General features: G+C 69.9%; 15 protein-coding genes. 7 read left to right on the forward strand and 8 right to left on the reverse strand.

Annotated features, from left to right (window positions below; translation table 11 throughout):
- Positions 1–2: 2 nt before the first annotated feature.
- Positions 3–347 (reverse strand): putative quinol monooxygenase, encoded by a 345-nt coding sequence (locus tag ABT304_RS19445; protein ID WP_350717613.1) that lies wholly within the window; start codon positions 345–347, stop codon positions 3–5.
- 178 nt (positions 348–525) lie between these two features.
- On the opposite strand from ABT304_RS19445, the gene ABT304_RS19450 reads away from it, so the two are divergent.
- Positions 526–1458 (forward strand): AraC family transcriptional regulator, encoded by a 933-nt coding sequence (locus ABT304_RS19450; RefSeq protein WP_350717615.1) that lies wholly within the window; start codon positions 526–528, stop codon positions 1456–1458.
- Between the two features lie 11 nt (positions 1459–1469).
- Here the strand turns inward: ABT304_RS19450 and ABT304_RS19455 are convergent, their stop codons facing one another.
- Positions 1470–1943: a GNAT family N-acetyltransferase gene (locus ABT304_RS19455; protein WP_350717617.1), complete on the reverse strand. Its 474-nt coding sequence runs from the start codon at positions 1941–1943 to the stop codon at positions 1470–1472.
- A gap of 105 nt (positions 1944–2048) precedes the next feature.
- Positions 2049–3095, reverse strand: coding sequence for a ferritin-like domain-containing protein (locus ABT304_RS19460; RefSeq protein ID WP_350717618.1), 1047 nt, complete (start codon positions 3093–3095; stop codon positions 2049–2051).
- A 190-nt stretch (positions 3096–3285) separates the two neighbouring features.
- On the opposite strand from ABT304_RS19460, the gene ABT304_RS19465 reads away from it, so the two are divergent.
- From ABT304_RS19465 to ABT304_RS19475, 3 genes are all read left to right on the forward strand, one after another.
- A complete protein-coding gene (locus ABT304_RS19465) occupies positions 3286–4044 on the forward strand; it encodes an SDR family oxidoreductase (RefSeq protein ID WP_350717620.1) in 759 nt (252 codons plus the stop codon).
- 113 nt (positions 4045–4157) lie between these two features.
- Positions 4158–5048, forward strand: coding sequence for an RNA polymerase sigma-70 factor (locus tag ABT304_RS19470; protein ID WP_350717622.1), 891 nt, complete (start codon positions 4158–4160; stop codon positions 5046–5048).
- Positions 5049–5093: 45 nt separating this feature from the next.
- Positions 5094–5474 (forward strand): sigma-70 family RNA polymerase sigma factor family protein, encoded by a 381-nt coding sequence (locus ABT304_RS19475; protein ID WP_350717624.1) that lies wholly within the window; start codon positions 5094–5096, stop codon positions 5472–5474.
- Between the two features lie 39 nt (positions 5475–5513).
- On the opposite strand, the gene ABT304_RS19480 is transcribed toward ABT304_RS19475, so the two are convergent.
- From ABT304_RS19480 to ABT304_RS19490, 3 genes are all read right to left on the reverse strand, one after another.
- On the reverse strand, positions 5514–5882 hold the full coding sequence (locus tag ABT304_RS19480; RefSeq protein ID WP_350717626.1) for a YciI family protein: 369 nt from the start codon (positions 5880–5882) through the stop codon (positions 5514–5516).
- Positions 5883–5963: 81 nt separating this feature from the next.
- Entirely contained in the window at positions 5964–8711 is a 2748-nt protein-coding gene (locus ABT304_RS19485) for a helix-turn-helix transcriptional regulator (protein WP_350717628.1), read from the reverse strand.
- 95 nt (positions 8712–8806) lie between these two features.
- Positions 8807–9409 (reverse strand): TetR/AcrR family transcriptional regulator, encoded by a 603-nt coding sequence (locus ABT304_RS19490; RefSeq protein WP_350717629.1) that lies wholly within the window; start codon positions 9407–9409, stop codon positions 8807–8809.
- A gap of 78 nt (positions 9410–9487) precedes the next feature.
- Here ABT304_RS19490 and ABT304_RS19495 point away from each other — a divergent pair, with 78 nt between their 5' ends.
- Together ABT304_RS19495 and ABT304_RS19500 are read left to right on the forward strand one after the other, a co-directional pair.
- Positions 9488–9976, forward strand: coding sequence for a DnaJ family domain-containing protein (locus tag ABT304_RS19495; RefSeq protein WP_350717631.1), 489 nt, complete (start codon positions 9488–9490; stop codon positions 9974–9976).
- 39 nt (positions 9977–10015) lie between these two features.
- A complete protein-coding gene (locus ABT304_RS19500; RefSeq protein ID WP_350717633.1) occupies positions 10016–10363 on the forward strand; it encodes a hypothetical protein in 348 nt (115 codons plus the stop codon).
- On the opposite strand, the gene ABT304_RS19505 is transcribed toward ABT304_RS19500, so the two are convergent.
- Positions 10360–10800 (reverse strand): iron chaperone, encoded by a 441-nt coding sequence (locus ABT304_RS19505; RefSeq protein WP_350717635.1) that lies wholly within the window; start codon positions 10798–10800, stop codon positions 10360–10362. The two genes, ABT304_RS19500 and ABT304_RS19505, sit on opposite strands and share 4 nt — an antisense overlap.
- A gap of 75 nt (positions 10801–10875) precedes the next feature.
- Positions 10876–11517, reverse strand: coding sequence for a class I SAM-dependent methyltransferase (locus tag ABT304_RS19510; protein WP_350717637.1), 642 nt, complete (start codon positions 11515–11517; stop codon positions 10876–10878).
- A gap of 96 nt (positions 11518–11613) precedes the next feature.
- On the opposite strand from ABT304_RS19510, the gene ABT304_RS19515 reads away from it, so the two are divergent.
- Positions 11614–12591 (forward strand): cyclase family protein, encoded by a 978-nt coding sequence (locus ABT304_RS19515; protein ID WP_350717639.1) that lies wholly within the window; start codon positions 11614–11616, stop codon positions 12589–12591.
- Positions 12592–12642 lie beyond the last annotated feature (51 nt).

A 12642-nucleotide genomic window follows, 5' to 3' on the forward strand; every position in this document is an offset into this window, starting at 1 on the left:
GGTCACCGTCCGGTGGCGGAGGGGGACGTGGCGTGGGCGAGATTCGCCTTGCCGCCCAGCGGGACGAAGTCGGTGTACTGCGAGTCGGCGACGAGCTCGGCACAGCGGGCGATGTAGCCCTGCGACTCGGGGTCGTCGAAGACGCCGTGGTGCACCTGCTCGCTCACCCAGCCCTCGACGAGGTGGACCACGTCGCGGTGGGCGGCCGACCGGCTGACCAGGAACACCAGGCAGCCCTCGTGTGCCGAGGGCCCGACGGTGGGACCGGAGAGCAGAAGGTCGACGAGCTCGTCCGCCTTCCCCTCCTTGGCGGTCATGGTGGCCTGGAATCCGTACTCGATGTTCATCGCTGTCGCCTTTCCGGTGGTCTGCTCCGCACCGATCGGCGCGGGCTCTTTCGACCCGTTCAGCGAACCAGTCCGGGACCGCGCGGCGTGAGACCAGACATGGCGGATGATTGCCTGATCCTGCTCGAAGAAGCAGAACCAGGCGACGACGGCCAGCTGGGCGACGTACCTTCGTCACGTGACCGACACCCCGCTCGAGGAGCTGCGCCGACGGATCGAGAAGCACGCGCGTCCTGACCAGACGACCCCGATCGAGGGGATGCTGCTCGCCCGCGCCGATGCGGTGGAGGCGCCGTCGACCAACGGTTCTGGCACGGTCTTCGCGCTGATCACCCAGGGGCGCAAGCGGATCTCGGTGGGTGATCGCGTTCTCGAGTACGGTCCCGGGCAGTACCTCGTCGCCTCCGTCGACGTCCCGATCACCGGTCACTACAGCGAGGCCTCTCCGGACCGGCCCGCGCTCGGATTCGGGCTGGTGCTGCGTCCCGCCACCATCGCGTCACTGCTGCTGGAGTCGCCGCCGGGCGCTGTGGCCGTGCGGAACAGTGCTGCCCCTCCTGCGGTCGGTGTCGCCGACGCCGAGCCCGAGCTGGTCGATGCCGTCGTGCGGATGGTGCGCCTCGTCGACCGGCCGCAGGACCGGGCGGTGTTGGCGCCCATGGTCGAGCGGGAGATCCTCTGGCGACTGCTCACCGGCCCGCTCGGAGGGAACCTGGCGCAGATCGGGATAGCCGACAGCTGCACCACCCAGATCAGCCGAGCGGTGCGGTGGATCACCGAGAACTTCGCCGAACCGTTCCGCGTCGACGACCTCGCCAGCAGCTGCGGACTCAGTGCCTCTGCCTTCCACCGCAAGTTCCAGGGCGTCACGGCACTCAGCCCGATCCAGTTCCAGAAGCAGATCCGGCTCCACCAGGCACGGCTGCTCCTGGTCTCGGGAGCCGACGACGTCGCGACGGTCGCGCACCGAGTCGGCTACGACAGCGCCACCCAGTTCAACCGCGAGTACCGCCGTCGCTACGGCGAGGCCCCCGGCCGCGACACCAGCCGGTTGAGGAGTGGGACAGCGATCGACGACACCGACGATCTCCTCGCGGGCCGCCCTCGTTAGGTCGGTCCACCTCACCTGGAAGGCTTCGCGATCGTCAGATCGAGAGACCACGTCACGACACGGTCGCCCCCGTCGTAGTCCCACGGGTCGGAGACGGCGGAGAAGCCCGCCCGCTCATAGAGTGCGATGGCGCGTGCGTTCGTCTCCCGGACATCCAGCTCGATGCGCTGAAACGCGGCATTCCGTGCATGCTCGACCGCGTCGGCGACCAGGGCCGCGCCGATCCCGCGCGAGGTGGCCGACGGGTCGACGCAGACCCGGGACAGGAGCGCGACGCCGTTCTCCTTGGTGACCGTGAGCGCGAATCCGTCGGGCGCCGACCCGGCGACGGCGAAGCGTACGGTCGGCTCCGTGAACGCCGCTCGCGCTCGCCGGGCAACCTCGGCGGCGACGTCCGACCCGTCTCGCGCGACGATCACTCGTGTCCACAGGTCGACGCAGCGACTCGTGTCGATGATGGATCCGGGGTGGATCGAGAGAGACATGGCTCCAGTGTCGGGTGCGGGTGGCAACGAGGCGCGCGGGTGTGGCCCGGGGAGGGCCGCCGCGGCGCACTGTCGCCCGCGCTCCGGCGACCCCCACGGGGTGCTTCAGCTCCGCTGCTCCGGGGGCACGTACTCGAAGGTCGGACCGGCTGTCGTCGACCCGTCGCCGGTAGGCATCTTCATCAGCGCCATCGCCTGCTTGCGGAGCCCGAACATGGCGCCGACAGCGTCCTGCATCTGGCTGGGATCGCCGTTGAAGGCCTGCTCGAGCAGGTACAGAACCAGGCTGTAGGTCTGGTTGAACTCCTCTTGGGCGACGCGGATGGGGCTGCCCTCCGGATAGTCCGCGGTACGCGGGTTGGGCCGCATCGGCAGCACGCCGTCGAAGTCGATCGCGATCTCCTTGCCGGTCGGTCCGGACTGCGGCGTGTCCCCGGTCTGGTAGCGGCGACCCAGGCGGAGCTCCTGGAACCGGTAGTAGTGCGCGACCTCGTCCCGGTCCGGGTGGAAGACGTCGCGATCGCCGTCCCACACGTTCGTACGCGCGGCGCCCTCGCCCTGCTCGACGATCTCCGCCAGCGCGGCCGAAGCGGACTTCAGATCGACGACCGGCAGCACCTCGCCACCTCCGCCCCTGAGGTGGAACTCGCCGATCTGCCGGGCCGGGTCGCCACTGAACACGTTCTCCTCGCCGAGCCGGTCGCACAGGGCGCGCAGGCCGGCCTCGATCGCGGCGTAGAACTGCCCGATCGTCTGGTACTCGTCACCCTGCGGCGGCGCGTCGACGGACGCCGGCTGCTCGATGCGCAGGAACAGCTCGAGCGCCTCGGGCCCGAACGGGACGAGATGGACGTGGACGGACCGGTCGCCGTGGGGCAGCGGATGGGGGTACGCCGGGAGCAGCTCCGGCGCGTCCAGCACGGGAGAGCCGCCGACGGCGTTGAGCAGGTTCGCGGCCAGCGCCAGATGGATCATCTCCTCGGCAAGGACCGTGCCCACGACCTGGGCGGCCTCGGGGTTGCGGGCCGGGTCCAGCGAGTAGAGCGCGCACAGGTACGGAGGAATCGTCGCGTGCTCGAGCTCGATCGCCCACTGCAGGTGGCGGCGGAGATCGTCGATCGTGTCGATGGCGTGGGCGCCACGGGTGTCCATGAGGTACCTCGGTTCGTCAGGTCGGTGTCTCCATTCAGGACCGGATCGGACCTCGGTTTGTGACGACGACCGGAAGCGGACGGCCGATCGCATCCGCCGTCGAACCTCCTGTCACAAACCGCAGGCCTGTCCGGTCCTCACTGATGAGCGACGTTCCGGATCGGCTGGAACGCGAGATGGAAGGAACACCATGAAGATCGTCGTGATCGGCGGAACTGGCCTGATCGGCTCGAAGCTCGTCCGGAAGCTGGCCGAGCACGGCCACGAGGCGGTGCCCGCGTCACCCAACTCGGGCGTGAACACCCTGACCGGCGAAGGCGTGGCCGAGGTGCTGGAGGGCGCTGACGTCCTGGTGGACGTCTCGAACTCGCCCTCGTTCGCCGACGATGCCGTGCTGGACTTCTTCCGTACGTCCACCGGGAACCTCCTCGCCGCCGAGGAGAAGGCTGGGGTCGGACACCACGTGGCCTTGTCGGTGGTCGGCACCGAGAGTCTCGCCGAGAGCGGATACTTCCGCGCGAAGATCGAGCAGGAGAGGCTGATCAAGGAGTCCGGACGGCCGTACTCGATCGTGCACGCCACGCAGTTCTTCGAGTTCGTGGGCAGCATCGCCCAGGCGGCCACCGAGGGAAACACGGTCCGTCTGTCCGACGCGCGGATCCAGCCCATCGCGGGCGAGGATGTCGCCGCCGCGGTTGGCCGAGTCTCCGTGGGTACGCCGCTGAACGGCACGCTCGAGGTGGCCGGGCCCGAGCAGTTCGGTCTCGACGAGCTGATCCGCACCGGGCTGAGCTACCGCGGCGACGCTCGCGAGGTCGTCACCGACCCGGAGGCGCGCTACTTCGGTGCCCTGCTGGACAAGGACATGCTCCTGCCGGGCCCCGACGCGCAGCTGGCGGCCACCCGGTTCGCCGACTGGCTGCCGCTGAACCCGCCGCCGGCGAAGTGACCACGACCGATCACGATCGTCGCGCGCCGGCCCTCTGAGAGCCTCTAGAGTTTGGCTGGTGCCGGACGGCGACCGAGACGCGACGGTGGGGGCGGGGGATGAAGGATTCCGAGGTGCGTGATCTCGGTGACGCTGAGGATCTCGAGGCGGCGACCGCTGTCTTCACCCAGGTGCGACCGCGCCTGTTCGGGATTGCGTATCGCATGCTCAGCAGCGTCACCGAGGCCGAGGACCTGGTGCAGGACGTGTGGCTGCGCTGGCAGGCGTACGACCGATCCACGGTGGCCAACCCGGAGGCGTTCTTGGCGACCACCACCACCCGGCTGGCCATCAATGTCCTGCAGTCGGCGCGGAAACGGCGGGAGACCTACATCGGGCCGTGGCTGCCCGAACCGGTTGACACCGGGGCGGACCCGTACCTGGGTGCCGAGCGGGCCGAGGCTCTGCAGTTCGCGTCTCTGCTGCTGATGGAGAGGCTCACCCCGAACGAACGCGCCGCCTACGTCCTGAGAGAAGCCTTCGAGTACTCCTACGCGCAGATCGCGGACATCCTGTCCTCGACCGAACCAGCCGTACGTCAGCTGGTCAGCCGGGCACGCAAGCACATCGCCGGCGAGCGGCGGGCGCCGGTGGCCCCGGAAGAGCAGCGGGAGCTGCTGACCACGTTCCTCACCGCTGCCCGCGCCGGCGATCTGGCCGCGTTGGAGCGGCTCTTCGCACCAGATGTGACCAGCCTGTCCGACGGCAACGGCCGGACGGGTGTCGCCCGTACGCCGCTCGTCGGCGCCGAGCGGGTCGCGAAGTTCCTCAAGGCGATCTCCACCTGGTTCTGGGAAGGCGTCGAGGTGCGCTGGACGACCACGAACGGACAGGCGTCCGCCGTGCTCGTCCGCGACGGCTCCGCGTACGGCCTGGTCACCATCGACGCCACCGCCGACGGCATCGATCAGGTGCTCTGGCTGGTCAACCCCGAGAAGAACAAGGGCGTGTCCGCCGCAGGCTGAGTCGCCGAGGACACACCAGGCGACCGCGAAAGAACGGGGCACGATGTGCGTACATCCTGGGGTCCGCTCGATCGACACGACCTGGTCGTCCGCAGGTTCGCCGAAGCCTGTGGCAGGGGAGACGTCACCGCGCTCACCACCGTCCTGGGCGTCGAGGTCGTCGGCACCTGCGACGCCGGCGGACTCGTACCCGCTCCTGACGAGCCTCTGCACGGTCAGGCAGAGGTCGCCCGCCTGGTCAAGACGCTGTGCGGGCAGACCGGTGTCGACCTGGCCGTCGAGTCCGTCAACGGCCGCGCCGGGCTGGTCCTGCGACACGGCTCGCGCGCTGTCGCGGTCATCGGCGCGGAGACGGCCGGCTACGAGATCGCGACGCTGTGGATCGTGCTCAACCCGGCCAAGCTGGGCGACTGGCATCGCAGCTGACCGGGCCCGTACGGCGTGTGCCGTGCGGGCCCGGTCAGTTCAGCTCGCCGGCTCCTCCTGAAGCGCACGGACCTCGACGCGGCTGCCCAGCGCCTTCGACGCCCGCTTCGTCCACTCGATCGCGTCGTCGTCGTTGTCGGCCTCGATGATCCAGAAGCCACCGAGGTACTCGTCGGCCTTGACGAACGGGCCGGGGGTGAACGTGGGGTTGTCGGAGGTGGCGTCGACGGTGGTCGCGCTCGAGGGCGGCTGGAGGCCGCCGGCGAAGAGGAAGGCTCCGGTGTCCTGCAGCGCGGTGTTGAAGGCGTCGACCTCCGCGATGAGCTTCTCCAGTTCGGCGGGGTCGATGTTCTCCATGGTCGGCTCCTCGCTGGAGTCGTGGGGGAGGCTGAGGAAGTACTGCGTCATGGTGACTCTCCTTGTGTGGTGCGGATCTTCGCGGGTCGAAGCCCTGGAGAAGACGTTAAGGAGGACGCGCACGGTGGCGCATCAGTCACGATGACTGGTCTCTGAGACCCGATGACCGGTGAGCTTGGCCAGCTCGCTGCGCGCGGTGACCCCCAGCTTCGGATAGGCCTTGTAGAGGTGGTGGCCGACCGTGCGGGGGCTGAGGTAGAGCTTGGCGGCGATCTCCTTGTTGGTGTGCCCCGCCGCGGCCAGCTGGACGATCTGCCACTCCTGCGGGGTGAGCAGGGTGAGCGGACCGTCGACGTGCTGCTCCTCCCGAGCTCCCCCCAGCGCGTTCAGCTCGCCACGGGCGCGCTCGGCCCACAGCCGAGAACCCAGACGCTCGAAGTCAGAGATCGCCGCCACGAGCCGGGCTCGCGCCTCGGTACGGCGCCTGCGCCGGCGCAGCCACTCGCCGTAGACCAGGCGAGTGCGGGCGAGATCGTACGGCCCTGCGTGCCCCTCGTGGAGTCGGAGCGCCTCGGCGTACAGCCCGTCGGCTTCGGCGTCCTCGGCCAGGAGTGCGCGCGACCGCAGGAGGAGACCGGTGGTGACCGGACGGTCCACGTGCTCGGCCCAGCGCGCGAACTCCGTCAGCGCTTCCCGGCACCGGTCCGGTGCGTCGCTACGGGCGGCCGCCTCCACGAGGTCGGGTACGGCGCGCCTGACCACATCTCGGTGGGCGGGTCCACGGCAGACCTCGTCGAGACCATCGAGAGCGGCGCCGAACCGGCGCGCCGAGAGGTCGAGCATGGCCACGCCCCAGCCTGCCAGCTCAGCGTTGACCCGGTGACGGGTCCGCGCCTCGGGTAGCACCCGCGCGGCGAGGTCGCGGCAGCGGTCCTCCTCACCCCGCACCGCGTGCAGCCAGACCTCGATCGACCGGTTCGCAAGACCTTCGGTCGTGTTGCCGAGCTCGTCCGCGATCTCCGCACCCTCGGCGACGCACGCGTGCGCATCGGCGAACTCCCCGCGCTGCAGCCGGGCCAGCGCGAGCGAGTTGAGTGCGTACGGGACCCACGCCAGAGCACCCGACGTGCGGACCTGCGCCAGCAGCTCGTCCATCTCGGCGACGACGTCGTCCTCGTCGCCGATCAGCAGTCCGCCGATGCCGGCGGTCATCCGGCGCATCAGGCTCGCGTCCTCGCCGCCACCGGCCGCTTGGAGGGCCCGCATCGGTCCGATGGCCAGGTCCGGGCGGCCGGCGAACAGCTCCGCCCAGCCGACAAGAGCATCGACCACCGGGGCCCAGTGCGGTGGCGGGGTCAGGTCACGCATCAGATCGGCGGCCTGATCCAAGAGATCGTGGGCGGCGCCGTGGCGAGCGGCGTGGACCGCCTCGTACAGGTTGAGTGCGGCGCGCTCGGGATCGGTCTCGCGGACCAACGTGGCCGCTTCGATGGTCAGCTCCGCATCGGTCCGCGGCGACGCTCGCTCGTACGCCACGGCGCCTCTGACATAGATGGCCTCGGCCCGCACACCCGGGTCTGTCGCCAACGCCAGGGCCTCGGCGGCCAGCCGGGAGGCCCGATCGGGTTTGCCGGCGTCGAAGGCGGCCTGCGCGGCTCCCGCAATTCGTCGCCCCATCGACTGCTGGTCGACGCTGAGTCGCCCGGCTCGCTCGAAGGCCGCCGAGACCGCCATCGCCGCGCCACGTCGCTGTGACCGCTCGGCCGCGGCCTCGAGCTCGGCGGCGACCGCTTCGTCCGGAGCGGTCGTGGCCGCGGACAGGTGCCAGACGCGACGGTCCGCGTCGGTAGCGGCCGAGAGGACCGCGGCGTACGCGTGATGCACCTCGATCCGGCGGTGCAACGGCTCGCCCTGGTAGGCGGCTGCGCGCACCAACGGGTGCTGGAAGGTCACCGTGGTCCCGATCTGGATCAGGGCGGCGCGCTCGGCGGGCTCCAGATCGGCCGCCGCGCCGCCCAGGTCCTCGACGACGCGCAGCATCGTCGTCAGTGGTGCCCCCGCGTCCGCGGCTACCACCAGAAGGGCGCGACGGGTGTCCACGGGCAGCGCCGCGATCTGCCTGCGGAAGACGTCCTGGACTCGGTGCGCCACCGGCAGTGCGCCGACACGTCCGGCCGCCTCCGCGTGATCGAGGACGTCGTCGTGGGCCGAGCTGAGCTCGAGGATCGCCAGCGGGTTGCCGTGGGACTCCTCGATCACCCGGGCTCGCAGCGGATCGGCCAGCCTCGGCGCACGAGCGTCGAGCAGCCGGCCCGCATCGTCGGAGGTCAGCCGCTGGAGATGCAACACATCGATGCTCGGGGTCTCGAACGGCAAGGAGGCCTCGCGCACGGCGAACAGCATGGCGATGCGATCAGCGCTCAGTCGACGGGCCGCGAAGAGAAGGGCCGCCACCGACTCCTGGTCGATCCACTGGAGGTCGTCGACGACGCAGAGCAGCGGCGCCTCTTCCGCGAGGTCGGCGAGCAGGCCAAGCGTCCCGGCCGAGACCAGGAAGTGGTTCGCCTCGTCCCCCTCAGCCAGGCCGAGAGCGACCCGCAACGCCGCGGCCTGCGGTGCCGGCAGCGTCTGCACGCGGTCGAGGTGCGGGTAGAGCAGCTGGTGCAGGCCGCCGTAGACGAGCGTGGCATCGGACTCGACCCCCGTGCTCCGAACCACTGCCATCCCCTGCTGCTTCGCGACCGAGACCGCGTGGTCGAGCAGGACCGACTTGCCGATGCCCGGCTCGCCGCGCACCACGAGGGCACCACCGCGCTCCTTGCAGGCCTCCGCCAGAAGCCGTTCGACCTGCTGCTTCTCCTCGTCCCGGCCTATCAGCATGGGGGCCACCCTAGTGAGACCAACCCAGCCGGAGGCACCGAAATTCGACGATCCGCTCGCGCTGACGACAGCATGGGCGGATCCCTGGTCGGGCGTCATGATGCGGGCGAGAAGAGCCGGTCCAGGTGCTGGTCGATGGCCGCGAGCGCGGCCTGGGGTTCGATCACGCCGAGCTCCAGCAGCGGCGTGAATCCGGTCAGCGAGAGGACGAGGTCCGTCTCGATCGCAAGGTCGCGGTCGGCGGAGATGTGCCCGTCGGCCATCGCCTCCCGGATGAGACGCTCGACCAGGTCGCGACCCTCGCGCAGGCCGACGCCGGCCACCTCGCGCAGCTCGGGGTCGTGCAGCGCCTCGAGGACGTACGCCGCGTTCATCCGGCTGGTGGCGCGCGCATCGGGATGCAGCGGGAGCATCTCGGTGAGCACCACCCGGAGTACGTCCCGGGGGTGTGGAGGCTGCGCGACCCCGGTCAGGGCGCGCGCGACCCGGTCCGAGGTCTGTTCGGCGGCGAACTCCATCGCGAAGGTCAGCATCGCGGCCCGGGACGAGAAGTAGTGCTGAAGCTGGCCGAGGGAGACATCCGCTTCGCGGGCGACCTCGCGCATGGTCGCTCGGGGCCAGCCCTGTTGCTCGACCACCCGCCACAGCGCGTGCGCGATCGCCTCTCGTCGCTCGCGGTGGTCGACCTGCTTCGGCATCCCTCGGTCCCTTCTCGTTTCAATACGCGTGACATAATACACGTGACTTATATCCGCAGAGGGAGGTGACCGACGGTGATGCCCCACGACCCGTACGCCTTCGCGATCGACGACGCGGTCGCCGTCGCCCTCCTCGCCGACTTCCAGGTCCGGAAGGCGATCGCACGCGGCGACTTCGACGACCTGCCCGGCAGCGGTGAGCCGATCGACCTACCGGACCAGCACGATCCGGAGTGGTGGATCAGGAGCCTCATCGAGCGTGAGCACGTTGTGCTGCTGCCACCGTCGATCCAGCTCCGCAAGGACGATGCCGCGCTGGACGCGCGCCTGGATGAGCTGGCAGACGAGAAGGCCGTACGCCGCGAGATCGACGACTTCAACGCGCAGGTGATCCGCGCCCGCTATGAACCCCCGGCGGGCCCGCCGCTGATCACGATGCCACGTGACCCCGACACCACGGTGGCCGAATGGGCTGCCCGCCGCGCGGCGCGAGAGAGGAGACCTCGCGAACCGGCACGCACGGATGATCGGCGAAGCCGTCGGTTCCGGCTCTTCCGTCGCCGCTGAGCGCCTCGGCGAGCGCCACGCGTTAGGTACGCTCGCTCAATGGCCGACCTCGATGCCGTCGAAGACCGGATCTGGGCGCTCCTCGCCCGCTACCGCGACGAGCTCGAGGACGCGACGATCTACGGGATGCCGTCGTTGCGCTGGCCGGGCTCGGGCGCCCATGACTACTTCGCGGCGGTCAAGCGGAGCGCGCAGAAGGTGAGTCTCTACGTGATCACCGTCGACACCTGGCCGGAGGCGCTCGAGGGCTCGTCGGAGGCGTTCCGCAAGCGGCGTACGGGCAAGGCGACCTTCTCCTTCCCCACGTTGGACGAGGAGATGGCCGCCGAGCTCGATGGGTTCCTGGAGCGGCTCTACCAGCGCTACCGCGAGCACCACGCCGGCTAGCGGACCGCTCGCTTCACCAGCTCGGTGAGCTTCTCCTCGACGGCCGGGGTCATCGACGTGACGGCGAAGACGGTCGGCCAGATGTCGCCGTCGTCGAGGTTCGCCCACTCCTGGAAGCCGACCTCGGCGTAGCGCATCTTGAACTTCCCGGCGGACTTGTAGAACGCCACGACCTTGCCGTCGGAGTTGGCGTAGGCGGGCATGCCGTACCAGGTCTTCGGGGCGAGGTCGGGCGCGTGCGTGGTGACGATCCGGTGGAGCGTCTCGCCGATCGCGCGGTCGTTGTCGTCCATTGCCTCGATCTTCTCGAGGCAGTCGGCGAGATCGGCCTCGGCCTTCTTGCTGCCGGTGCCACGCTTGGCGGCCGTACGGCGCTCGGCCGCGGCCTCCTTCATGGCCGCCTTCTCTTCCTCGGTGAACGTGGTGCTCTTCGCCATCGGTCTTTCCTTCCTGTCGGGTCCGTTGAGACGAGCCTAAGGAGGCAGAGGCTCCGTACGCTTCTTCGTTCCTGATCAGTCGGAGAGAGGCTTCTGGGCGAAGACGATCGCGCCCGGGACATCGTCATCGGGCCGCATGAGGAGCTCCGCCTCGATGCTGAACCCGGCCTCGCGCAGCCACTGCGAGATCTGCTCGGGCGTACGGCGATGGGTGTCGACGTTGATCGCGCGCCCGGTGTAGCCGGTGGTCGAACGCCGAGTCTCGTCGCCGACATGGAACCCGACCAGCACCGAGCCGCCGGGCCGCAGCACCCGCCGGAACTCCCCGAACACTCCGGGCACCGCCGCGTCGGGGATGTGGATGACCGACCAGAAGGCGAGTACGCCGCCGAGAGATCCGTCCGCCAGTGGCAGATCGGTCATCGACCCGACCTCGAACCCGAGGTCGGGATGGTCCTGCCGGGCGATGGCGATCATCTCGGGGGAGAGGTCGATCCCGAACGCGTCGACGCCGAGGTCGCGCAGATGCCGGGTGACGTACCCCGGGCCGCAGCCGACATCGGCCACCGGCCCGCCCTCGCGCACAGCCTCGGCGAACACCGCCAGGCCGGCGCGGAGGTACGGACGATCGTCCAGCAGGCCGCGTACCTTCTCGGCATAGCCGGCGGCATCGGTGTCGTAGGACTCGCGGGTCTCGTTCAGCCAGTTGTCGGGCACAGAAATGACCCTAGGGCAGGGCGAAGCGCGAGATACTGAGCCGAGCCGCGTGGGGGCACGGCATCCAGCCGGTCTGAGAGATGAACGGACACCACCATGACCACGCACGACCGCCCGAGCAGGGCCGAGCTCCACGACCGGCCCGGATCGCTGCGGGGCACCTCCTGGGAGCTCTTCGACGACCCGTCGCGCGGCACGCCGTCCTTCGCGGACGAGGAGGCCGTGGTGGCCGCGGCCGGTCTCGTCCAGCTGGGCGAGGCCTACGGGCTGGACTACCCGATCGACGCCTTCATGCCCGGCATGTCGAGGACCGAGAAGCCGGCCGAGCACGTCATCTACGGCAACGACCCGGCTCACCGAGCCGACTACCTCGACCGTTACTACCTCCAGTCCTCGACCCAGGTCGACGGGCTGCGTCACCGGCGGGCCGACGACGTCGGGTTCTACGCCGGCACCGCCGACGAGCTGGTTATCCCGGGGACCGAGGAGATCGGCATCCAGGTCTGGGCCGACCGCCCCATCGTCGGCCGGGGAGTCCTGGTGGACATCGCCGGCCTCCTCGCCCGGCGCGAGGAGACGCTCGATCACGAGGCCGGCCAGCCGATCCCGTACGACTACATCGACCAGGCCCTCACCGCGCAGGCGATCGAGCTGCGTGCCGGTGACATCGTCATGCTCCACACCGGGTGGTGCGAGTGGTTCCTCGAGCTCACCGCCGAGCAGAAGCTGGCTCAGCAGGCCCTCGGCCGCGCCACGGGCATCGAGCAGAGCGAGGAGGTGCTCGACTGGGCCTGGGACTCCGGTCTCGCCCTGCTCGCGGCGGACACCTTCGCGGTCGAGTGCCTGCCGCCCGTGCCGGGTTCGCCCTTCGTCCAGTCGGCGCCGAACGACCGCGGCATGATGCACCAGGAGTTCCTGGCCAAGCTCGGCATGCCGCTCGGGGAGCTGTGGCGGCTCGGACCGTTGGCGCGCCGCATGGACGCTCTGCAGCGGTGGGAGGCCTTTCTCAGCGTCAAGCCGCTCAACGTCACCGGCGCCACCGGTTCACCGGCGAACGCCGTCGCGATCATCTGATCGGTGCTTCGATCGCCCGCTAGGTTGGACGGTGAACGCAGCCGTCACCGG

This window comes from Nocardioides sp. NPDC000445 (genome assembly GCF_040300245.1).
Classification (GTDB): domain Bacteria; phylum Actinomycetota; class Actinomycetes; order Propionibacteriales; family Nocardioidaceae; genus Nocardioides.

Bases quoted from the DNA above. Each gene is read 5' to 3' on its own strand.
- ABT304_RS19485 (WP_350717628.1), bottom strand. From the start codon at position 8,711: ATGCTGATAGGCCGGGACGAGGAGAAGCAGCAGGTCGAACGGCTTCTG.
- ABT304_RS19505 (WP_350717635.1), bottom strand. From the start codon at position 10,800: ATGGCGAAGAGCACCACGTTCACCGAGGAAGAGAAGGCGGCCATGAAG.
- ABT304_RS19515 (WP_350717639.1), top strand. From the start codon at position 11,614: ATGACCACGCACGACCGCCCGAGCAGGGCCGAGCTCCACGACCGGCCC.
- ABT304_RS19490 (WP_350717629.1), bottom strand. From the start codon at position 9,409: ATGCCGAAGCAGGTCGACCACCGCGAGCGACGAGAGGCGATCGCGCAC.
- ABT304_RS19460 (WP_350717618.1), bottom strand. From the start codon at position 3,095: ATGGACACCCGTGGCGCCCACGCCATCGACACGATCGACGATCTCCGC.
- ABT304_RS19455 (WP_350717617.1), bottom strand. From the start codon at position 1,943: ATGTCTCTCTCGATCCACCCCGGATCCATCATCGACACGAGTCGCTGC.
- ABT304_RS19480 (WP_350717626.1), bottom strand. From the start codon at position 5,882: ATGACGCAGTACTTCCTCAGCCTCCCCCACGACTCCAGCGAGGAGCCG.
- ABT304_RS19445 (WP_350717613.1), bottom strand. From the start codon at position 347: ATGAACATCGAGTACGGATTCCAGGCCACCATGACCGCCAAGGAGGGG.
- ABT304_RS19495 (WP_350717631.1), top strand. From the start codon at position 9,488: ATGCCCCACGACCCGTACGCCTTCGCGATCGACGACGCGGTCGCCGTC.
- ABT304_RS19465 (WP_350717620.1), top strand. From the start codon at position 3,286: ATGAAGATCGTCGTGATCGGCGGAACTGGCCTGATCGGCTCGAAGCTC.
- ABT304_RS19500 (WP_350717633.1), top strand. From the start codon at position 10,016: ATGGCCGACCTCGATGCCGTCGAAGACCGGATCTGGGCGCTCCTCGCC.